A 20,840-nucleotide genomic window follows, 5' to 3' on the forward strand; every position below is an offset into this window, starting at 1 on the left:
AGAAAGGAATTCACCTTTCTACGTGGTTTTTTTGGAGTTAATCAATCAAACCTTCTTCTTTCAAGAAATCGACGGCAACGGTTTCATATTCCTCTTTGTCGATATCAACACGAGCATTCAGCTGTTGCATGCGTTCATCGTCAATTCGGCCAGCTAGCATATTCAGAACTTCTTCCAATTCTGGATGCTTGTCTAGCACATCTTGACGGATGAGAGGAGCTGCGTAATAAGGTGGGAATAAATTTTTGTCATCTTCCAACACTTTTAAGTTAAACTCAGGAATGCGTCCATCTGTACCGAAAGCATCGATAACATCGACATCTCCGTTTTTGATGGCACTATACATGATACCTGTGTCCATTGTTTTTGCCTCTTTAAATGAGAACCCGTAAAGTTCCTGGAAGCCAGGATATCCATCTTTTCTTTCTTGGAACTCCGGTTCTGTACCGAGCACCATGGAGTCAGCAGTCCGCTTCAAGTCAGACATTTTTTCAAGTCCATATTTGTCCGCATCTTCCTGTCGCACTGTGAGTGTATAGGTATTATTAAAACCGATTGGATCCAACCAAACTAGATCATATTTTTCTTTAAATACCTTTTTCACATAATCATACGCTTCGTCGGGATCGTTAATGGCATCCTCTTTCAAGTAGTTCATTAAACCAGTTCCTGTATATTCTACATAGACATCATAACTGCCTTGTTGAAGTCCTTCAAAAGCAAGAGTGGATCCGCCGAGGAATGATTCGTATTTTACATCCAAGTCTGTTTTTTCTTCAATCAAGTGACCAAGAACATAGACCATAATCTCTTGTTCGGTGAAGTTTTTACCGGTAATCGTTATGGTTTCCTTATTTTCACCTGTGAATGAGGTAATGGCAAACACTAGGACAACGGCTGCTACAACAGCAATCGCACCGCGCGTTATATTCTTTTTAGTTTTGCGGGAAAGTTTACCTGGTTGCGCCATTCCTTCTACCTTTTTCAAGATGAAGTCGAGCACGATAGCTAGCAAAGCAGAAGGAATTGCCCCTGCAAGGATCAGTCCTGAATTGTACGTCTGAAGACCTCGGAAAATGAGATCCCCCAGCCCGCCAGCTCCAATTAAACCGGCAATAGTAGCAACACCAACTATTAAAACAGTTGCTGTCCGCACACCCGCCATAATGACACCTAACGAAAGCGGTAATTCAACCATCGTAAGGACTTGTCGGCTCGTCATACCCATACCAATACCTGCTTCAACAGTAGCACGGTCAACACCGCGAATACCGATGTATGTATTGCGCAAAATTGGCAGCAAGCCATAAATGGTGAGTGCAATAATTGCAGGTAGTTTGCCTGTCCCCATAAATGGAACAAGGAACACAAGCAAGGCCAGGCTCGGGATTGTCTGTAGTACAGAAGCGACCCCGATGATTGGCTCAGCTATTTTTGTGTTGCGTGTCAAAATGATTCCAAGGGGGACTGAAATGAGGATTGCGATTCCGATAGAAATTAATGAAAGGGTTGCGTGTTCAAGAAATAGGCTCCAAATAGTGGGCCATCGATTTGTAAAGACATCTACTGTATCATTCCATATTTCGTTAATAGTAAAGACCTCCTGTCAAAATGTATCCTATCTTTCAGTTTAGAGTAGTTCATCAACGACGTACTCGACGAGACTCGATCGACTGACGAGACCTAGTAATTTTTCATCGCGATTGACTACAGGGACAAACCAGTAACCTGATTCATTTAACTTCGTAAAAATTTCTGCGACGGGTTCATCGATATAGAATTTCGCATGGTCTGTTTTTTTGATGTCGTTTAACGTAAGCGTTTCGTCATTGAAATGCTTTTGTACATCCCAAATAGATGCCACACCAAGATAATGATCGTTTTCGTCAACGACAATCAAAGTATCGACTCGTTTTTTCTGCATCGTTTTCAGTGATTCTGCAAGACCTCTTTTATATAGAGTGGAGATGGGTTTGATAAGAAGAGATTCGAGTGAGGGAAGTATAACCGCTTCGTTTAAGCGATCTTCTCCGATGAAATTCCGTACAAATTCATTGGCTGGGCGGCGTAAAATCGCTTCTGGAGAGTCGATTTGTACAATTTCTCCATCTTTCATAATACAAACACGATCGGCGATTTTAAGGGCTTCATCCATATCATGTGTTACGAACACAATCGTCTTTTTCACATCGCGCTGAAGTTTTACCAATTCATCTTGGAGCTGCTCACGGCTTATAGGGTCAAGCGCACTGAAAGGCTCGTCCATTAAAATAATCTGCGGTTCTGCGGCCATCGCACGAATCACACCGATTCGTTGTTGCTGTCCACCGCTTAGTTCTTGAGGATACCGATCTGCATATGTAACTGGATCCAATCCAACCATAGTCATCAGTTCGTCCACTTTCTGGCGATAATCTTTTTCCTCCATTTTTTTGAGTTGAGGGACGAGCCCGACATTTTCACGGATAGTCATATGTGGCAACAAACCGATATGTTGAATAACATATCCGATACTTCTACGTAGCTCTACGGGATTGACAGACGAGACACTTTTCTCGTCAATCTTGATATCTCCGCCTGTAGGCTCGATTAATCGATTAATCATTTTCATCGTAGTTGTTTTCCCACTACCACTTGGTCCAATCAGTACAAATAGTTCCCCTTGTTGAATATCAAAGGTTAGGTTTTTCAATGCTTCAAATCCATCTGGATATTTTTTAGACACGTTTTCAAATGTTATCAAGCGTCTTCCTCCTTCATCGTTTTTCGGAATTGCTCCACTAACAACTCTAGACTTAATATACTGGAATTGCAAAATCAATTCCTTTTACCTAGTAAAATTGGTTACTTGCTAAAGCGTGTAAAAAAGCGACTAAGTCTCTTAAGACTAGACTAGCCGCTACATTCTCCCAGATTTGAAAATGGAAAAGAGAAGAAATACAAACATTAAAAATGCGACAATCGCACCGACCTCAATAACAGGAAGGTTAAGTAACATATTATTTTCTCCAGCGATAGCAGAACCGATGATTAGTCCGGTCATAAGAATACTGAAAGCAAGAAGAATGACACTGAAAGCGAGTCTGTTGCTAATGATATCCATTCTTCGAAGAATGAAACTGGTCTGTCGTAAGTTAATATCCAGCTTCAATTTGCCTTTCTTTGCAGCTGTACTTATATCTTTGAAATCTCGCGGAATATTTACGAGAATCTCTGCATTTTCGCTCACACTCTCCCAAGCGGATTTAAGTAGGGAACTTGGACTGTAATACTCCTTGATAAGTTTCTTTCCAAAGGGTTCTACGCCATCCATGATGCTCATATTGGGATCTAATTTTGAAATCAGTCCTTCAAGTGTTAATATCGTTTTCCCTAAAACTGTAATTTCACTCGGGATCTTAATTTGATGACGATAGGCAACCCCAAACAGGTCCATGAAGATGTCTCCCAAACTCATGTTTTCTAACGGAACGTCATAATACTTAGTTTTGAGCATACCTAAATCTTTTTGTAGGCTTTTGATATCTGTTTCGTCTTGTAATATCCCCATTGCATCCAATACTTTGATGATGCCCTTTGTATTGCCGCGTTCCAATTCCATAATTAGCTTTGCGAACTGGAGTTTGAGTTGATCATCCATGACTCCAATCATTCCAAAGTCAATAAAAGAAATAACATTTCCAGGCATGATATATATATTTCCTGGATGAGGATCGCCATGGAAGAATCCGTGATCAAGCACTTGACTAAACATGGAATTCACTAGTTTTCTCGCGAGTAGTTTCCGGTCATATCCTTGTTCATCTAGTAAATCGATATGATCAGACTTAGTTCCCTCGATCATCTCCATCGTCAATACTTTTTTGGTGGTAAGCTCCCAATGTATTTTTGGAATGTACACAGACGGATCTTTTTTCACTTGTCGAGAGATACGTTCAGCATTTCTCCCTTCAGTCTCGTAATCGAGCTCACTGAGTAGTGAATCTGCAAACTCGTTAATAATGGCACGGACACCATATAACTTTCCCCAATCCGTGTTGTTTTCAATGATGGACGCTATTTCCTTTAGAATGGATAAATCCGTACCCACGGTTTGTCGGATGTCGGGGCGCTGAACTTTAACAGCTACTTTCTCACCGTTATATAAGTAGGCAGCGTGGACTTGACCGATTGATGCAGTTGCAAGTGGCTTGTCGTTGAAGGATTCAAATAGTTCATCCAGCGGAGCTCCCAGCTCTTTTTCAATGATTTGCTGGACTTTCTCAAATGAAAAGGGCTCGGCATGGTCTTGAAGTTTTTCAAGTTCACGTATAATTTCAGTGGGTACTAAATCGCGTCGTGTACTTGCAATCTGCCCTAACTTTATGAATGTCGGACCGAGCTCTTGCAAAGTCCGATTCAATTTTTGTCCAATATTATGAAGGTTCATATCCAGAGGTTCGTTCTTCATCTTTGCTGCAGCTCTGCGTTCTGTAATCCCTAGGCGAAAGAGTACGTGGCTAAACCCGTTTTTCAAAAAAGTATTCACAATTTCTTGAAATCTATACGTTCTGCGGATGGAAATCTTAATCACACCAACGCCTCCAATCAACTAGTCAACTAGTATCTATACCCTATAAAGCACTTTGTTAAACGGTCAGTACAAGATTGAAATTATGGAAATCATGCAACTCTTCTTGACACGGAGTAGCAAGAAACATATACTGTTCAACATTGACTTGTTAGTCAATCAATAAAAAAGAGATGGTGAATGTGTTAAATGAGTCCAAGAAATAAGGAACAGTTTAAGGAGATCCGGGACCAACGTCAGCTAGAATTAAGACGTTCTGCAATTCAGATGTTCAGTAAAAAAGGTTTTGCAGCTGCAAAAATCAGTGATATTACTTCGAATGCGAACCTCAGTCATGGACTTTTTTATCATTATTTTGCGTCGAAAGAAGAATTGTATATAGAAGTGATTCGAGATATCCTCTACGATTTCATAGAGGTGGTTGAAGAGGCAACTGAATTTGAAATGACAGCACTCGGCAAAATGGAGTGGCTGACGGAAGCCACACATTCCGGTTCTATTCGAGAAGGGGTTTACCGTCACATTCTTGTCCTGCAAGCTCTGTATTCTGATCATTTGAACGAGCTTACTAAACAAGAAATTGTTGCATTATACAAAGAAGCTGTGGATGGGATTGGCAGCATTATTAAAACAGGTCAAGAAGAAGGGCAATTCATAGAAGGGGATCCTGAGGAACTGGCAACATATCATTTGTCGTTAGCACACGGTCTACTATTATGGAATGCTCGAACAGAAAATCCGGTGGAGCTGTCCACTGACAAAGTATTAAGACAGCTGAAAAAAGTTGGAGATGGAGGAGCCTGTTCATGAACAAAAGAATGTTAGCCCCAACGATTATTTCGATTGCAATGGCAACTGTAATGGCAGGTGCCGCAATCTCACCAGCGATCGGTTTGATCGCTTCGAACTTTCCGAATGCCGATCCGATTTTAATTAAGCTAATCTTAACTGCACCTTCGTTAATCATTATTCCGTTTTCATTTGTATCCAGTTATTTAACGACCAAAATCTCCAAACGTGCGATCGTCATGATTGGCTTGACGATTTATATCATCAGTGGTGTAGGCGCTCAATTCACAAATACGATTGAAATGTTACTCGCTTTCCGATTTGTACTTGGTGCTGGGGTAGGACTTGTCATGCCACTATCCATTTCGCTTATTAGCGACCACTTTGTTGGAAGAGAACAAGTGAAAATGATGGGGTATAGTTCCGCGTTTAGTAACCTCGGAGGAATCGTCACGATGACGCTTGCTGGGTTTCTTGCAACGTTCGGCTGGAAGGTTCCTTTTAACGTCTATTGGATGGGCGCGATTATCTTTATACTCGTTTACTTTTTCTTGCCGAAAAATGAGCCTGTTCAACCACACGGATCGGGTCCTAAAAAGAGATTACCTCTTTCGGTGTATGGATACGCACTTGCCTCAGGAAGTATTATGCTCGTCTATTATGGGATTGCGACCAATATGGCGCTCTTCCTAGAACAAGGAAAACTCGGGGGATCGAGTGTTGCAGGAGCTGTCATATCGTTTACGACGATTGGTGGAATGATTACGAGCTTGACGCTTGCACAACTTCAGGATGCGTTAAAGAAGTTTCTCATTCCTATAAGTCTCTTGTTTATGGGCTTGGCATTCGGATGTCTCGCGTTAACGTCATCCATTCCTGTGATTCTGACAGCGGTTTGTTTCGTTGGTCTAGGGCAGGGCATCTTGTTCCCGCTCATTAATATCAAAGCATTGGGCTTAGTCAATCCGTTGAACAGTGACCGGGTCATTGCAGTTGTGTCTAGCTGTATTTACATCGGTCAGTTCAGTTCGCCACTCGTGCTAGATTCAATCGCCCGCTCTATGGGTCACCCTACGATTCGTTTCCAGTATTTCTTTATTGGTTCTGCATTAGTCCTAAGTGTAATCATTATAGCGATTGTTGCCATCGTATTAAAATCAAAAAGTGGACCCTCACTCAAAGAGGAAGATCCCGTATAACAAACATGAAAAACGGACACCGCGCAAAAAAAGCGAGGTGTCCGTTTTTTGATTAAATTTGTTTTACAAGACGTTCCATCTGAAGAATTCGGAAACCGGATTTCTCTAATTTCGCACGAAGTGCTTCGACTTCATCCTCAGTTTTTTCACCTTCGAGTGTTAGAACAACACGTCTTACAAGCACGGAACCGTTATCGAGCGTTAGCATGCCTTCAATGTTTTCACCGCGAAGGGTGCGTGCCAGTTTTTCAATCATCCCACGCGCTTCCGTAGAGGAGATTGTTAGATTCAACCCACCCGTGTTGACACCAAATGCATCTTGGAACACGCCTTCAATTTTGTTGTGTGTCAGAATACCGACTAGTTTGCCGTGATCGGTAACCGAAATGAAAGGAAGTGCTTTGATTTTTAATAGTGCATCCAAGAATGATGATGTCTCTTCAATAGAATCCTCGTGGTGCTTTATAATCGTATCCAGCGTCGCATCTGCGTTACCATTCTGTTCATACAAATATTCAATAAGATGGATTTTGTAGATCATTCCTTTGTAGTTGTCATTCGCATCCACGACAGGAACGGAACGAAAGCCACTTTTTCGGATTTTATCAAGTGCCTCGGTTACAGTATCTTTGTCATTAACTGTAGTTACATAATTTCTAGAAACTAATAAGTCACGTACGCGCATTCATAATCCCTCCAGTTGTTTTCAATCATTTCAAAATGTTTTGTAAAAACCATTATAAGTGAAACAGAAAGCATTGAGCAAGGTATTTTCAGTCGCGTTGTTCACCTTCTATTGTATAGTACGCACCTGGAAAAGTCTTGCTAATGGCTAAGTTGTCACACGATATCTATTTCTTCCCGTATTCTTTAGATGCAAATCCTCTTTCACAAGTTTGCTTCAGTAGAAAGAACAGGTAAACTAGAGAAAAGAACCATATGAAAGAGAGGAATCGGTGTGTATTTTTCTTTCAAGCATGATAACTGGGAATGGATTGAAGTCGAGCAGAAAACCGATTTGAAGGCAGAACTTTCCCATCAATCCCATATGAGTAGTAAGTGGCTTGAAACCCTTGAAAAGAACAAACAAGATGTCATCGGTAACTCAACGGCCGTTCGGGATGAGGAGGCACTTTGGGGGAGACTTACGTACGAACAAAGCATGCACAGTAAAGATGAAAATAAGACTTTTTCATTTTTTCTCACGAAAGATACGTTGTTGACGTCACAGTTAAATCAGGACCTGTTCCCGAAAGAAGCGCGTGAAGAAATGGAATCAAAACTGGAGGGTTCGGAAAATGCAGTTCAGGCATTTGTCGTCCTTCTAAATGCGGTTCTGCACAAATTTCTTGAGCAAATTGATCAGTTTGAATATCGTCTAAGAGAGATGATTTGGGAAATCAAAGAAAATAATAATATGGCTTTACTAGAACGTATTGCACAAAGCAGGCATGAATTGATTATTTGGAATAACCTAGTCATTCCATTAGTCGAAGTTCAAATGACGATTGAAGAGACTTTTGAAGAAAAACAACTTGGAACACTTGAGTATAAGCGGCTATGCACGAGAATAAAACGAATCAAGATGCTGATAAGAGAGTACAGCCAAGAAGTGGAGGCTCTAACAGACATGGAGAGTCTTGTATCCAATCAGCGAGGAAACGAAATCATTAAAACGCTCACAGTGATTACGACAATCTTTACCCCGGCTGCAGTTTTCGGGGCGATCTGGGGAATGAACTTCAAGTCGATTCCGGAGTTTGAGTGGGCACACGGTTATGCCTTTGCACTCACCGTCATTCTGTCCACTACATTCGGTCTTTATTTCTATTTGAAAAAGAAAGGCTGGATGGGAGAAATTTTGAAAACCAAATCGAATCGGTCCATGTTCAAGTGAAAGAAAAGGAGGGTGAGGAATGACCGATCAAGAAATGGACAAAATCCTTCGTATTCGTACGGAAGGCACAATTGAAATCTTACAAAGTTCAGCGCATTATAACCGCTATGAAGCGACGCCGTACAGCGTATTGGAAGCGTTATTTGAAATCTATCCGCTACGTTCCACGGATCATCTCGTGGATTTCGGGTGCGGCAAAGGAAGGGTCCCTATCTATAGCGCGTATCGTTTTGGAAGCATTGTCACAGGCGTCGACTTGAATGGACGTTTGTTACAAGAAGCGTTTGTCAATCTCGCAGATTTTCGAGCTTCACAGAAACGGTTTCGCGGCTCTATTGAATTTGAACAAACTACTGCAGAAACGTATCAGATTCAAGCTAGACAAAATGTCTTCTACTTTTTCAACCCTTTTTCAGTGGAGGTTTTCCAGACAGTCATTCGCAATGTGTTAGACTCTGTTGACCGTTATGAGCGACAGGTAGATATCATCCTTTATTACCCCACGACTGCCTTCGTGTACTTTTTGGAAGAACAAACTCCTTTTGAACGAATTGAAGAAATCCCCATCCCAATGCTGTCAATTGACAATGAGGATGAACGTATATTGATTTATCGATATGAATGAAGTAAAGCCAGCCCGCATATTGGGCTGGCTTTTTAAGCAGTGACCTTTTGTAGAAGTTCCTCAATTTCAAGCTTCGGTAAAGGTCGGGAATAGAGAAATCCTTGAACCTCATCACAGCGAAGCGTACTTAAAAATGTGGCTTGCTCATCTGTTTCAACACCTTCTGCGATGACATCGATGCTTAGATTTTTTGCAAGTTCAATAATGGTTTTAATAATCGCAGTGTTGCTACTGCTGAGATCTTGCAAGAAGATTTGATCAATCTTTAAATGCGTAATCGGAAATTTACTTAAATAACTTAAAGATGAATACCCTGTCCCAAAATCATCAATACTGACGTGGATTCCCTCGGTATGCAGTCGCTGCAAAATCTTTTGTGAGTAGTCCACATCCGTTGTCATGCTTTCAGTGATTTCAATGTTTAAATAGGTAGGATCCAATCCAGTCTTCTTTAGAACTCTGAGAACATTGTTGATGAAAGTTGGTTGTTTGAACTGACGAATTGAAACGTTCACACTCATTCGGATGTTTGGAAATCCCCGATCTTGCCACTGCTTGGCTTGAGCACATGCAGTTTCCAACACCCATAATCCAATAGGTAGAATTAGGCCGCTTTCTTCTGCAATAGGGATGAATTGTCCAGGGGAGATTAACCCTTTCTGGGAGTGATTCCATCGCGCTAACGCTTCAACCCCCGTCATGGTTCCCGTTTTCATATCGTATTGGGGTTGATAATGGAGTTCCATTTCATTTCGACTGATTGCTTGACGTAAATCCATTTCAAGCAATGTTTTCTCGATCATGTCATTATTCAATTCTTGAGTAAAGAAACGGTGAGTGCTCTTTCCTTGATCCTTTGCAAGAAATAATGCTGTATCTGCATTTCGCAGTAGAGTGTCATAATCTTCACCGTCAAACGGAAAACGACTAATTCCTATGCTTGGAGTGATGTACACTTCAATCGATTTAAATGTATAGGAATTCGAAATCTCTTCAATGATACGAAGCGAGATCTCGTTTACTAAGTCCTTATCAGTCTCTCTTATCATAAGGACAAATTCATCGCCAGCGAGACGACAGGCTAAGTCATTCGGTCCAAGACAAAGGGTAAGTCGTTCGGCAACTGCTTTCAGCACCTCATCGCCAATGAAGTGACCTAGGGAATCGTTAATGTTTTTGAAACGATCCAAATCTAAATATAGAATGGAAAAGGTATCAGCCACTTTGATGGCTTCGTTGACCTGAGACTTAAATAGTCTGCGATTAGGAAGGCCGGTCAAGGCGTCATAAAATGCCATATGTTCAACAAGTTTTTCTGCCTTTTTCCGCTCGGTAATCTCGACACACGTTCCTACGACTTCGATTACCGCTCCATCTTCCTGTACGGGAGACAAATAAATAATAAAACTGTGGTCTAAATAATCGAGTTCGAATTGACAGGGCTCCCCATTAAGGGCTGCGTATGCAAATGGTCGTAGTTGTTGAAGCTCTAGACGACTGAAAGGATTTGATTCTCCCCGGGTATTTATCAGATTGCTCGTCAGACCTAGTTTTTCACAAATCTGACCTTCCAATAAAGTGATGAAAATACGTCCATTTTCATCTGCTTCATATTTGAAAATTGCATTTTGCAAGTTCTTAACAGTCGTCCGAAAATCATTCTTCAATGCAGATTCCAGCGCTTTCTCTGCCTCGATCCGTGCAGTAATGTCAGTTCGAATGGAGATATATTCATAGGGTTTTCCGTTATCATTTGAAAAAGGAACGATGGTTGTGTTCATCCAGTAAAAGGAACCATCCTTAGCTCTATTTTTTACTTCACCACGCCAAACTTCACCACCTTGAATCGTTTCCCACATATTTCTGAAAAATTCTTTAGGGTGATAGTCTGAATTAATGATTCGGTGTGTCTTTCCTAACAACTCTTCTTCTGCGTACTTGGAGAGTTCACAAAATTTAGGGTTTACATACTTGATGACACCCACAGCATCAGTAACAGCAATGACAGAGGCATGATCCAGTGCAGACTGTAAATTATGTAACACTTTTAATGTTTCATCATATTTTTGGGAAGTCAGGCGCTCTTCCGTAATGTCCGAATCAATGGAAATATAGTGGGTTGCCACTTGGTCTTCGCTGATGACAGGTACTACTGTAGCTCGGACCCAATAAGGAGTTAAGTCCTTTGCAAGACCCTTAACGATCAGATGCTTAACGGGCTCTTCATCATTGGTAAGGTTCATCTCCTCAAATACCATTTGAGGATCATGACTCGGAGAGAGTACCTGATACGTGTTCCCAATCAGCTCTTCTGGATTAAATTGAGTCAGTTCGCAGAAATGTTTGTTGACATACGTAATCTTACCGTTCGTATCTGTTATGGACACACAGAATTTTTCATCGAGAAGTCGTGTTAGTGAAGGTATATTTTGAGCATCTGTTAACACCATAGTCACGGAATCCTTTCTTGTACTAGGTGAAATTCACTTAGGACGGTTAATGGTTTTTTAATATTAGCTATATGTTAATAATTGAGTAAAAGTGCCTAGTACTTATGATTCGATTATAACACTGCACCTTTAGACCTTCTAGCCATTTAGAGATAAACTTATCTGTTACATTGGAATATACAAATAGTTCTCGTTTTTTAGACACATCTTTAGACAGGTTGCAGTGAATTGGTGGCGAAGGTATCATGTAAGATGAACAGATATGCAAGGATTATATCGGCTTACATAAAACTATTTACACAGAAAGATCAGAAATCATCTTAGACTATTACATTAAGGAGCTGTCGGAAATGGATGGACAGTTGGACAGAATTAGACGGGAATCATTAAAACAGAAAGTGGTATCGGCAGAAGAGGCTGCATCTTGGATTCAGGACGGAATGACACTTGGCTTAAGTGGTTTTACACGTGCAGGTGACGCAAAAGCAATTCCGGAAGCACTCGTAAAGCGAGCTCAAACGGAGTCTTTCAAAGTAAATGTATTTACAGGGGCTTCGCTAGGACATGATATCGATAAACTCTTTACAGAAGCGGGAATTGTAAATAAGCGGCTGCCGTTTCAGGCAGATGCTACGATGCGTAAAGGTATTAATAATGGGGATTTGTTATTTGTCGATCATCATTTGTCTAATACGTCTGAACTGATCCGGGGTGGTGTGTTACCGCAAGTAGATATTGCTGTTCTGGAAGCGGTTGCAATTGCGGAGGATGGATCGATTATTCCTTCGACTTCTATTGGGAATTCTTTGATTTTTGCAGAACATGCGAAGTCCATAATAGTAGAGATCAACGTTGCCCATTCTGAAGAGTGGGAAGGCGTGCACGATATTTACGATCCAGGTGTGTTAGGTGATCGTGAGCCGATTCCTTTGACTCATCCAGATGAGCGGATTGGAACTTATGGAATACCTGTTGATCCGGATAAAATAATCGGAATTGTGTTGACGGAAGAATATGATTCGTTCTCGACAATCGACGAACCAGATGAAGAGACGGAAGTGATGGCTGGACATTTGCTTCAGTTTTTACGATCTGAGATTGCTGCAGGCAGGTTGACGAAAGAATTAGCCCCTTTGCAATCAGGAATTGGGTCGCAAGCAAATGCGGTTCTTCATGGTTTGTTAGATTCCGAATTTGAAAATTTAGAAGTCTATTCTGAAGTACTACAGGACTCTGTGTTTGAACTCATTGATGCGGGAAAAGTGAAATCAGCATCATGCACATCGATTACTGTAACTGAAGAACGCATGGACATTTTAAGAAATAACCTACCTTTTTATAAAGAGAAAATTGTTATGCGTCCACAAGAAATTTCGAATCATCCAGAACTTATTCGCAGACTTGGTACGATTTCCATTAACACAGCACTCGAATTCGATATATATGGCAACGTTAATTCCACGCATGTTACAGGGACTAAAATGATGAATGGGATTGGCGGGTCAGGAGATTTTGCTCGTAATGCCCGTTTGGCTATTTTTGTGACCAAGTCTCTTGCGAAAAAGGGCGCGATTTCAAGTTGTGTACCATTCGTTTCCCATGTCGATCATACGGAGCACGACGTGGACATCCTAGTCACTGAACAAGGATACGCAGATTTACGGGGACTTGCGCCAAAAGAACGGGTGGAGTTGATCATTAACCGATGCGCACACCCTTCGTATCGCCAGGAATTATGGGCATACTATGAAGAAGCAGCACTTCGTGGTGGACATACCCCTCATATTCTTGAGAAAGCGTTAAGCTGGCACATTCGTTTAGCGGAAACAGGAACTATGCGCGAGTCGAAAGAAGAAGTGACGCAATCATGAGAATTTCACTGTTCGGTGGCACTGGTCGTGTAGGTTCTATCTTATTGCAGCGATTGCTTGATAGTGGACATCACGTAACAGCCCTGGCCCGAAATCCTGAGAAGTTGCCAGTTCATCCTAGCCTGACCGTCATTCAAGGAGATGCCAAGGACCAAGCTGCTATTGCGACGACTATCCTCGGAAGTGAGGCGGTGGTGAGTGCGCTTGGAACAGATAAAACAACGACTTTGAGCGAAGCGACTCCTCACATAATCGAGGCTATGAGAAATGAACATATAAAGAGGATTCTAACGATTGGTACAGCTGGCATTTTGCAAAGCCGGATGGACCCTGAACGACTTCGTTATGAAGCGGGAGATTCCAATCGAAAACTGACAACAGCTGCAGAGGAGCATCATGCTGCGTATCGATCGCTGTCAGCATCCGACTTGGACTGGACCATCGTTTGCCCAACCTATTTACCGGATGGAGAAATTACAGGAACCTACCGGACGTTAGACAACTGGTTGCCCGTGGAGGGGAAACAAATTTCTTCCGGAGACACCGCACACTTTGCTGAGAATGAGTTGGTTGCGTGCAATCATCTTCATGCTAGAGTAGGAATTGCATACTAAGGTTTTTATACGGCCAAAAGCCCACACATCCCATAAACAAAGGGATGTGCGGGCTTTTGCCATTAACTCAATTGTGAAAGGAACATCGTTGCGATGCCGAAGTAAATAAGTAACGATAATATATCGTTTAATGTGGTAATAAGAGGACCAGAAGCGACGGCTGGATCGACATTGAACCTATTAAGGAGTAATGGGATTATCGTTCCGGCGATGGTCCCGATAATGAGTGTCGAAAGAAGGGAAACACCGACAACAAAACCAAGTACCATACTTCCTTGCCAAAAGAATGCGATGATTGCAATGAGCAAGCCGCATGTGATCCCTATGACAACTCCTACAACAATTTCCCGCATCACTAACTTAAGTGTTTTTTTCCATGTCATTTCTTCAGATGCCAATCCACGTACGACAACAGCTAACGACTGCGTACCCGTGTTACCCGTCATTCCAGCAATCATAGGCATGAAAAAGGCGAGGGCGACAACTGCATTCAATGTGTCTTCAAACTTCGAAATGATACTGCCAGACACCAGTCCTATGAATAAAAGCAAAATCAGCCATGGCAGTCTGCGACGAGCGGCAACTAAGGGTTTCGTCCGGAAGTCGATGGACTTACCTGAGGCTAGCAGCATTTCAATGTCTTCGTCTGCTTCACGGACGACGATGTCCAGCACTTGATCACCAGAGATGGTTCCGACTAGTACATGATCACCTGTTGTGACAGGGATAGCATCGAAATCGTATCTTCCAATCAGTTTGGCAACGTCTTCCTGTTTAGTGAGCACATCGACTTGGATGGGCTCTGTCCTCATAATGTCAGCTATGCGCTGATCATCATCTGCAAGCAGTAAATCTCTAAAGGTGACCACCCCGATCAGTCGCTGGTCTTCATCCACTACATATAAGTAATTGATAAAGTGAGCTAGGTTTTCGAACTTTTTAAGTTTTTGCTCAGCATCGGTAACAGAGAGTTGCGGAGAGATAGGTATGTAACGGTTAGTCATGACGCGGCCGGCCGTTTTAGGAGGATAATCCATAATATGGAGAATGGACTCCAATTCTTCGCGCCGCATTTTAGCAATTAAATCATCAATTTTTCCTTTAGAAAGCCCTGTTAATAAAAAAGCTAAATCGTTATTTTGCATCTTATGTAAAATTTCAGTAGAACGATCTGGTCCAATCCTTTCTAGTACAGAGAGTTGTTCATCTTTACTAAGATAGCGCAGCAATTCGGTTAGTTCTTGAATAGAGAGCCATTCCAAAAATAATGTTTTTCGTTTCCTAGGAAGCTCCTTATATTGGGAGGCAATCTCGTACTTTTCTAATGCATTGATGATTTCGTGAAACGTATCTTTCTTTCCTTCGTTAAGCACCCGAATTATGGCTCTCTCCAGCTGTACTTTGTCTAAAGTCTCTTTCTTTTTTTCTTTATGTAACAACGCCACGCCAATCACCTCATATTTGCTCATTCTATCATTCAGACTTAATAATGCTTATGCCCGTTCTAGATGAAAAGGAAACAATTAAGCTATTATCTAAACAGTTGTTTATTCAAGTTTCAGAATAAATATTCATTTATCAGTCAATTTGTGTTTTAATAGAACAACCTACACTTTCAAAGGAGAGGATCATGCATTGTGAATAAGCGGTACTAGGAAACCATCTCCACCGTATTTAATTTATAACTATTTAACAAGGGGAGGAAAGGAGAGAAGCTACGAAATTAAAACTAATATTACAGTTTCATTACTGTTTTTGTAATTTTCATGTTTAAATGAATTCTACTAGGGAAAGTGCAATAGAGAGCACAAAAAATAGCCAATAGGCTAATACAAAAGGGGAGTTTCATAGAATGGGAAAATTGAAGATGATGTTATTGATGCTTGCTGCATCGGTTCTACTGCTTGCAGCCTGTGGTAAAGATGATGATGACAAATCGTCTGGAAATGCTGGTGAATCTGGGGATACCAGCTACGATTTAGTTAAAAAAGGGAAATTCACATTTGCAGCAAGTGGTGTATACAAACCGTTTAGTTTTGAGGAAGACGGAGAACTAACAGGTTTTGATATTGAAATTGGAAATGCGCTTGCTGAAAAGATGGACCTTGAACCGAATCCAGTAACAAATCCATTTGAAACGATCTTACAGGGATTAGTTGGTAAGAAGTTTGATGCAATTATCGGTTCGATGGCATACACAAAGGAACGTGCAGAACAAGCAGATTTCACTGAGCCTTACTACTATTCTGGTGGAATGATCTTTGTTGCAAAAGATAATGACGAAGTCAAAGGTCCAGATGATCTTGAGGGTAAGAAAATTGGTGTCGTTGCGCAATCCACGTATGAAGCGCCTGCAAAAGAATTATCCGATAACGTCCAGTACTATAGTAGTGACGTAGTAGCGCTTAAAGATTTGACAGTAAAAGGTCGTCTAGATGCTGTTATCACTGCTGATATTGTTGGGTATGAAGCAATCGATAATGGATTTGAAGTGAAGGAAGTCGGAAAACCGATGTGGGTAGAACAGCCATCGATTGCTGTAAATAAGGAAAATCCTGAATTGACAAAAGCATTGGATGAAGCACTTCAAGCACTTATTGATGATGGAACGTACAAAGAGATTTCAGATAAGTGGTTCGGTCGCGACCTTCTTGACATCGATTTAGAAGGTGTTGAGTTATTAGAATGATTGAACTAATCACCTATTTAATGGAAAGCTGGTGTGCCGGTGCCTGAGTTATTTGTAACCTTTTATGAGGTATTCATGCAAACCTACAAAGGCTTCCTAGAAGCAGGTCTTTTGACCATCGAAATTACAGCGATTGCAGTCGTGATAGGAACAGTTCTTGGAATTATCTTCGCACTCATGAAGATTTCCAACTCCAAAATATTACAGACCATCGCAAACTTATATATTACCCTGATTCGAGGAACTCCATTAATCGTACAAATCATGTTCCTCTACTTCGGGATCACTTCGATTATCATACTGGAAAACTTCTGGGCGGGTGCAATTGCTCTAGGTATCCATAATGGAGCCTATATTGCGGAAATCTTCCGAGGATCGATTCAAGGGATTGACCGAGGTCAGCGAGAAGCGAGTCTTGCGTTAGGGATGAATAGTTCTCAGACAATGAGACGTATTGTATTTCCACAAGCATTGCGACGCGCAATACCGCCACTAGGCAACCAGTTCATCATTACATTGAAAGACTCTTCGTTAGTTTACGTAATCGGTGTATCTGAATTGTTCGGTGTTGCCAATCGTGTTGCAGCATCTAACTTCAAGCAATTTGAAACGTTTCTCGTAGTCGGTCTTTACTATCTTATTCTCGTTCTGATTTTCACTGCGTTACTGAAGTGGTATGAGAACAAATTGGATGTGGATAAATAATGGGGGCAGATACGATGATCAAAGCAGAAAACGTCCATAAGTCATTTGGAAAACTTGAAGTGTTAAAAGGAATTGATATGGAAGTGCATCCAGGAGAAGTTGTTGTTCTCGTCGGTGTTAGTGGATCGGGGAAAAGTACATTCCTTCGGTGCCTGAATTTCTTGGAATTGACCAATGAAGGCGTCATTACGATTGACGGAAAACGAGTGAATCAGAAAAAAGACGATCTTTCAAAAGTCCGGGCTGAAGTGGGGATGGTATTTCAGCATTTCAACTTATTCCCTCATAAGACGGTGCTTGAAAATGTGATGGAAGCGCCAATCATGGTCAAAAAGGTAGCCAAGTCTACTGCTAAAACAACAGCTCTTGAAATTCTGGAAAAAGTGGGTTTGTCCGATAAGGCAGATGTCTATCCAAATAAGTTGTCAGGTGGTCAAAAACAGCGTGTTGCGATTGCCCGCGCACTCGCAATGGAACCGAAAGCATTGCTGTTTGACGAGCCAACGTCTGCACTTGACCCTGAGTTGGTAGGGGAAGTCCTGCAAGTAATGAAAGACTTGGCAGACGAAGGAATGACGATGGTTGTCGTTACCCATGAGATGAAGTTCGCCAAAGAAGTTGCAGACCGCGTCATTATGCTGAACGAAGGAATCATCATCGAAGACGCAGACCCTGACACATTCTTCAACCACTCCTCAAATGAACGAACTCGACAATTCTTAGAAATGGTAAACGTTTAGTGAAGTAAAAACCTCTATCCCGACTGTACGGGATAGAGGTTTTTCATCGTTTAGGCGTATAGTTCAGTTCCTTGAAAAGGCCATTTCGCTCCGAGTCTGTTAAATCACGCCACTGACCAACTGGCAGATTTCCGAGTGTCAGGTTCATAATACGCATTCTACGCAAACTGACGACATTATAGCCAAGTGCCGTACACATGCGGCGAATTTGGCGATTCAACCCTTGCGTTAGCGTAATGTTGAACTTCCGAGATCCGAGTTTCCGGACTTTACAAGGCTTGGTTACTGTATCGAGAATGGGTACTCCTTGTTCCATCTCACGAATGAATTGATCTGTAATCGGACGATCCACTGTTACGATATACTCTTTTTCGTGACCGTGTTCTTCACGCAAGATTTCATTCACAATGTCGCCGTCATTCGTAAGTAGTAGCAAGCCGTCTGAATCTTTATCTAACCGGCCGATATGGAAGATGCGCAAGGGATGATTTACAAAATCGACGACATTTCCATGGACATGATGTTCCGTTGTACTTGTGATTCCGACAGGCTTGTTCAACATCAGATAGACGAGTTGTTCTTCAACAGATACCGGTTTACCATCTACTTCAACGAGATCACCGTCTTCGACTTTACTGCCAAGTTCTGCGGTTGTCCCATTAATGACGACACGTCCTGCTTCTATCCATTTGTCAGCACCGCGCCGTGAAGTAATTCCTGCTTCACTTAGAAATTTGTTAATACGCATGAGGTCCCACCTTGTCTGATTACCGTTTTTCTTATTGTAGCTCCTTTTCAGCTGCCAATCAAAGCTTCTAAAATAAAATGTAGTTGTCAGAAAAGATAATGATTGACATGAGGAATGATAGGTTGTAAGATTGGTTACACCTTTCAGATGGGTAGTTGGTGTCGGGAGCGACACCGCCCACGGAGAGCAGAGATGAGACGAGAAGAGCATAGCTGAGAAATCATTGAAATAAGAAGAGTAGCACCGCGTTAGGCAGATCCAGAGAGTCGGTGGATGGTGGAAACCGACCTGTCTTATGGTGTGAATGGACTTATGAGAGCCTAATGAAAAACTGTTACAGGTTTTTCAAGGACGCCATTCCCGCGTTATGGGAAGTGCTGATTAAAGCACACGAAGTGGGGATACGTCTGTATTCCAATTGAGGTGGCAACGCGGATTTTTCCGTCCTCTGCAATCGGACTTAACTGTCTGGATGCAGGGGGCTTTTTGTCGTTTTCGAGAACTTATATGAGATGGGAGAGAATCGAATGACAATTGAGAAAATGGGATTACGAGTAACCGCTAAACGGTTTAATGGAGAAACTTTAACACCTACTTTGCTTTTTCAAAGAATGCAAGGTACACATAAATTTTTGTTGGAAAGTTCTTCAGGCCATACGAAAAATGGCCGTTATTCCTTCATAGGCGCTAATCCTTTGAAAGCGTACAAAGGACATCGTGATGGTGTAGAAGAAACCAATTACATGGACGGCTCTTCGTTTGTTCATGAAGGAGAGTTGTTCACACTACTGAAGCGGCTTATGCCGAGGGTGACGGACGATAGTGACTTCCCGTTTACTGGCGGGGCTGTAGGCTATTTCGGGTACGATGCGGGCAGAACAGAGATGTACGGAGCAAACCCAGATTTCCCGAGTGCAACCTTTAATATTTACGACACAATCGTCATATATGACCACCAGATAGAGGAAGTGACATTGTTGCATACAGAAATTCATCCTACCCATCAGGCACCTGATTTGGATGAACTTGTTGCAACGCTTGGAACGGGTGTTGCAGATGTTGAAACAGATGTGAAGGTATCCGAATATCGAAGCAATGTATCCCAACAAGAATTTGAAGCGAATGTCCAACACATAATCGATGACATACGGCAAGGAAAAGCAGAGCAAGTCGTCCTATCACGTAAATTAGTAGCCGATATTGAAGGAGATCCTTTCCAGCTGTATCGACTACTGCGTGAACGGAATCCATCACCTTATATGTATTATATGGAATTTGATGATCACCTTGTTATTGGTGCATCTCCTGAAAGTCTAGTACGTGTCCAAGAAGGGCGTGTACAAACGAATCCGATTGCAGGAACGCGTAAGCGGGGGATTACTATGGCAGAAGATGAGAAGCTGGAACAAGCGCTGCGTGCAGATCCAAAAGAGTTATCGGAACATGACATGCTAGTTGAACTGAGTCAAAGTGAAATGAAGCAGTTCTGTGATCCTGAAAGTGTTGAAGTAACGGCGTATCAAGAAACCGTTAGATATGAACATGTGATGCACCTTGTATCAGAAGTGGCTGGAGAACTTGCACCCGGATTGCACGCGTTAGATGCTCTTAAAACGAGTTTGCCAGCGGGAACAGTCACTGGCAGTCCGAAGCCTGTAGCGATGACGATGATTGATGAACTAGAGCCAGAACCAAGAGGAATCTACGGCGGGGCAATCGGATATATCGGCTTGAACGGTAATATCGATTTTGCCCTTACAATCCGTACAATGGTCGTGAAAGACGGCGTTGTAAGTGTCCAGTCAGGCGCCGGAATTGTTGAAGCATCCAATCCACATTCGGAATTCATGGAGACAGTCAATAAAGCCAAATCGCTAACAAGTCTAATACAGGAAAAACACTAGAATAGTAAAGACGAAAAAAGAGACGAGAACAGTAGAGAA

The 20,840-nt window shown here is 41.9% G+C and carries 17 protein-coding genes and 1 other annotated feature; of the genes, 10 read left to right on the forward strand and 7 right to left on the reverse strand.

All coding sequences use genetic code 11. From position 1 onward, the window contains the following. Window positions 1–37: 37 nt before the first annotated feature. The 3 genes from ACR65F_RS10350 to ACR65F_RS10360 form a co-directional block, all read right to left on the reverse strand. Window positions 38–1,450: a glycine betaine ABC transporter substrate-binding protein gene (locus ACR65F_RS10350; protein WP_440504381.1), complete on the reverse strand. Its 1,413-nt coding sequence runs from the start codon at window positions 1,448–1,450 to the stop codon at window positions 38–40. A gap of 180 nt (window positions 1,451–1,630) precedes the next feature. Further along, window positions 1,631–2,743, reverse strand: a complete 1,113-nt coding sequence (locus ACR65F_RS10355) for an ABC transporter ATP-binding protein (protein WP_440504382.1) — start codon at window positions 2,741–2,743, stop codon at window positions 1,631–1,633. Between the two features lie 156 nt (window positions 2,744–2,899). Further along, the gene (locus ACR65F_RS10360; protein WP_039041480.1) at window positions 2,900–4,573 is read right to left on the reverse strand and encodes an ABC1 kinase family protein; all 1,674 of its coding nucleotides are present in this window, start codon (window positions 4,571–4,573) and stop codon (window positions 2,900–2,902) included. A 186-nt stretch (window positions 4,574–4,759) separates the two neighbouring features. Here ACR65F_RS10360 and ACR65F_RS10365 point away from each other — a divergent pair, with 186 nt between their 5' ends. Together ACR65F_RS10365 and ACR65F_RS10370 are read left to right on the forward strand one after the other, a co-directional pair. Then, window positions 4,760–5,380: a TetR/AcrR family transcriptional regulator gene (locus ACR65F_RS10365; RefSeq protein ID WP_440504383.1), complete on the forward strand. Its 621-nt coding sequence runs from the start codon at window positions 4,760–4,762 to the stop codon at window positions 5,378–5,380. Beyond that, window positions 5,377–6,558 carry an MFS transporter gene (locus ACR65F_RS10370; RefSeq protein WP_440504384.1) on the forward strand — a complete coding sequence of 394 codons (1,182 nt, stop codon included), beginning with the start codon at window positions 5,377–5,379 and terminating at the stop codon, window positions 6,556–6,558. The genes ACR65F_RS10365 and ACR65F_RS10370 overlap by 4 nt, the downstream gene beginning before the upstream one ends. A gap of 52 nt (window positions 6,559–6,610) precedes the next feature. On the opposite strand, the gene ACR65F_RS10375 is transcribed toward ACR65F_RS10370, so the two are convergent. Then, window positions 6,611–7,243: a CBS domain-containing protein gene (locus tag ACR65F_RS10375; RefSeq protein WP_440504385.1), complete on the reverse strand. Its 633-nt coding sequence runs from the start codon at window positions 7,241–7,243 to the stop codon at window positions 6,611–6,613. A gap of 273 nt (window positions 7,244–7,516) precedes the next feature. Between ACR65F_RS10375 and ACR65F_RS10380 the strand changes: the two genes are divergently transcribed. Both ACR65F_RS10380 and ACR65F_RS10385 read left to right on the forward strand, forming a co-directional pair. After that, a complete protein-coding gene (locus ACR65F_RS10380; protein ID WP_039041482.1) occupies window positions 7,517–8,455 on the forward strand; it encodes a magnesium transporter CorA family protein in 939 nt (312 codons plus the stop codon). 19 nt (window positions 8,456–8,474) lie between these two features. Further along, window positions 8,475–9,080 carry an SAM-dependent methyltransferase gene (locus ACR65F_RS10385; RefSeq protein ID WP_039041483.1) on the forward strand — a complete coding sequence of 202 codons (606 nt, stop codon included), beginning with the start codon at window positions 8,475–8,477 and terminating at the stop codon, window positions 9,078–9,080. A gap of 32 nt (window positions 9,081–9,112) precedes the next feature. Here the strand turns inward: ACR65F_RS10385 and ACR65F_RS10390 are convergent, their stop codons facing one another. Next, a complete protein-coding gene (locus ACR65F_RS10390) occupies window positions 9,113–11,530 on the reverse strand; it encodes a sensor domain-containing protein (protein ID WP_440504386.1) in 2,418 nt (805 codons plus the stop codon). Between the two features lie 350 nt (window positions 11,531–11,880). Here ACR65F_RS10390 and scpC point away from each other — a divergent pair, with 350 nt between their 5' ends. Together scpC and ACR65F_RS10400 are read left to right on the forward strand one after the other, a co-directional pair. Next, window positions 11,881–13,401 carry a succinyl-CoA:acetate CoA-transferase ScpC gene (scpC, locus tag ACR65F_RS10395; RefSeq protein WP_039041484.1) on the forward strand — a complete coding sequence of 507 codons (1,521 nt, stop codon included), beginning with the start codon at window positions 11,881–11,883 and terminating at the stop codon, window positions 13,399–13,401. Beyond that, on the forward strand, window positions 13,398–14,015 hold the full coding sequence (locus tag ACR65F_RS10400) for an NAD(P)-dependent oxidoreductase (RefSeq protein ID WP_039041485.1): 618 nt from the start codon (window positions 13,398–13,400) through the stop codon (window positions 14,013–14,015). Before scpC ends, ACR65F_RS10400 begins: the two co-directional genes overlap by 4 nt. Before the next feature lie 62 nt (window positions 14,016–14,077). Here the strand turns inward: ACR65F_RS10400 and mgtE are convergent, their stop codons facing one another. Further along, window positions 14,078–15,460, reverse strand: a complete 1,383-nt coding sequence (mgtE, locus tag ACR65F_RS10405; protein ID WP_369795165.1) for a magnesium transporter — start codon at window positions 15,458–15,460, stop codon at window positions 14,078–14,080. A gap of 416 nt (window positions 15,461–15,876) precedes the next feature. Between mgtE and ACR65F_RS10410 the strand changes: the two genes are divergently transcribed. From ACR65F_RS10410 to ACR65F_RS10420, 3 genes are all read left to right on the forward strand, one after another. Continuing rightward, window positions 15,877–16,704 (forward strand): transporter substrate-binding domain-containing protein, encoded by an 828-nt coding sequence (locus ACR65F_RS10410; protein WP_197054059.1) that lies wholly within the window; start codon window positions 15,877–15,879, stop codon window positions 16,702–16,704. Between the two features lie 75 nt (window positions 16,705–16,779). Then, on the forward strand, window positions 16,780–17,409 hold the full coding sequence (locus tag ACR65F_RS10415) for an amino acid ABC transporter permease (RefSeq protein ID WP_440504387.1): 630 nt from the start codon (window positions 16,780–16,782) through the stop codon (window positions 17,407–17,409). 14 nt (window positions 17,410–17,423) lie between these two features. Continuing rightward, window positions 17,424–18,149: an amino acid ABC transporter ATP-binding protein gene (locus ACR65F_RS10420; RefSeq protein WP_039041491.1), complete on the forward strand. Its 726-nt coding sequence runs from the start codon at window positions 17,424–17,426 to the stop codon at window positions 18,147–18,149. 43 nt (window positions 18,150–18,192) lie between these two features. On the opposite strand, the gene rluF is transcribed toward ACR65F_RS10420, so the two are convergent. Then, complete coding sequence (gene rluF, locus ACR65F_RS10425) at window positions 18,193–18,897, reverse strand: 23S rRNA pseudouridine(2604) synthase RluF (protein WP_039043436.1); 705 nt, start codon at window positions 18,895–18,897, stop codon at window positions 18,193–18,195. A 214-nt stretch (window positions 18,898–19,111) separates the two neighbouring features. Next, window positions 19,112–19,349 (forward strand) — a binding site (T-box leader). 75 nt (window positions 19,350–19,424) lie between these two features. Between rluF and ACR65F_RS10430 the strand changes: the two genes are divergently transcribed. Further along, on the forward strand, window positions 19,425–20,801 hold the full coding sequence (locus ACR65F_RS10430) for an anthranilate synthase component I family protein (protein ID WP_440504388.1): 1,377 nt from the start codon (window positions 19,425–19,427) through the stop codon (window positions 20,799–20,801). Window positions 20,802–20,840: the final 39 nt, after the last annotated feature.

Source organism: Sporosarcina sp. SAFN-010 (assembly GCF_059415065.1).

Excerpts from the sequence above, each read along its gene's own strand:
- ACR65F_RS10365 (WP_440504383.1), top strand. The coding sequence starts at position 4,760 with ATGAGTCCAAGAAATAAGGAACAGTTTAAGGAGATCCGGGACCAACGT.
- ACR65F_RS10370 (WP_440504384.1), top strand. The coding sequence starts at position 5,377 with ATGAACAAAAGAATGTTAGCCCCAACGATTATTTCGATTGCAATGGCA.
- ACR65F_RS10375 (WP_440504385.1), bottom strand. The coding sequence starts at position 7,243 with ATGCGCGTACGTGACTTATTAGTTTCTAGAAATTATGTAACTACAGTT.
- ACR65F_RS10385 (WP_039041483.1), top strand. The coding sequence starts at position 8,475 with ATGACCGATCAAGAAATGGACAAAATCCTTCGTATTCGTACGGAAGGC.
- ACR65F_RS10390 (WP_440504386.1), bottom strand. The coding sequence starts at position 11,530 with ATGGTGTTAACAGATGCTCAAAATATACCTTCACTAACACGACTTCTC.
- scpC (WP_039041484.1), top strand. The coding sequence starts at position 11,881 with ATGGATGGACAGTTGGACAGAATTAGACGGGAATCATTAAAACAGAAA.
- ACR65F_RS10400 (WP_039041485.1), top strand. The coding sequence starts at position 13,398 with ATGAGAATTTCACTGTTCGGTGGCACTGGTCGTGTAGGTTCTATCTTA.
- ACR65F_RS10415 (WP_440504387.1), top strand. The coding sequence starts at position 16,780 with ATGCAAACCTACAAAGGCTTCCTAGAAGCAGGTCTTTTGACCATCGAA.
- ACR65F_RS10420 (WP_039041491.1), top strand. The coding sequence starts at position 17,424 with ATGATCAAAGCAGAAAACGTCCATAAGTCATTTGGAAAACTTGAAGTG.
- rluF (WP_039043436.1), bottom strand. The coding sequence starts at position 18,897 with ATGCGTATTAACAAATTTCTAAGTGAAGCAGGAATTACTTCACGGCGC.
- ACR65F_RS10430 (WP_440504388.1), top strand. The coding sequence starts at position 19,425 with ATGACAATTGAGAAAATGGGATTACGAGTAACCGCTAAACGGTTTAAT.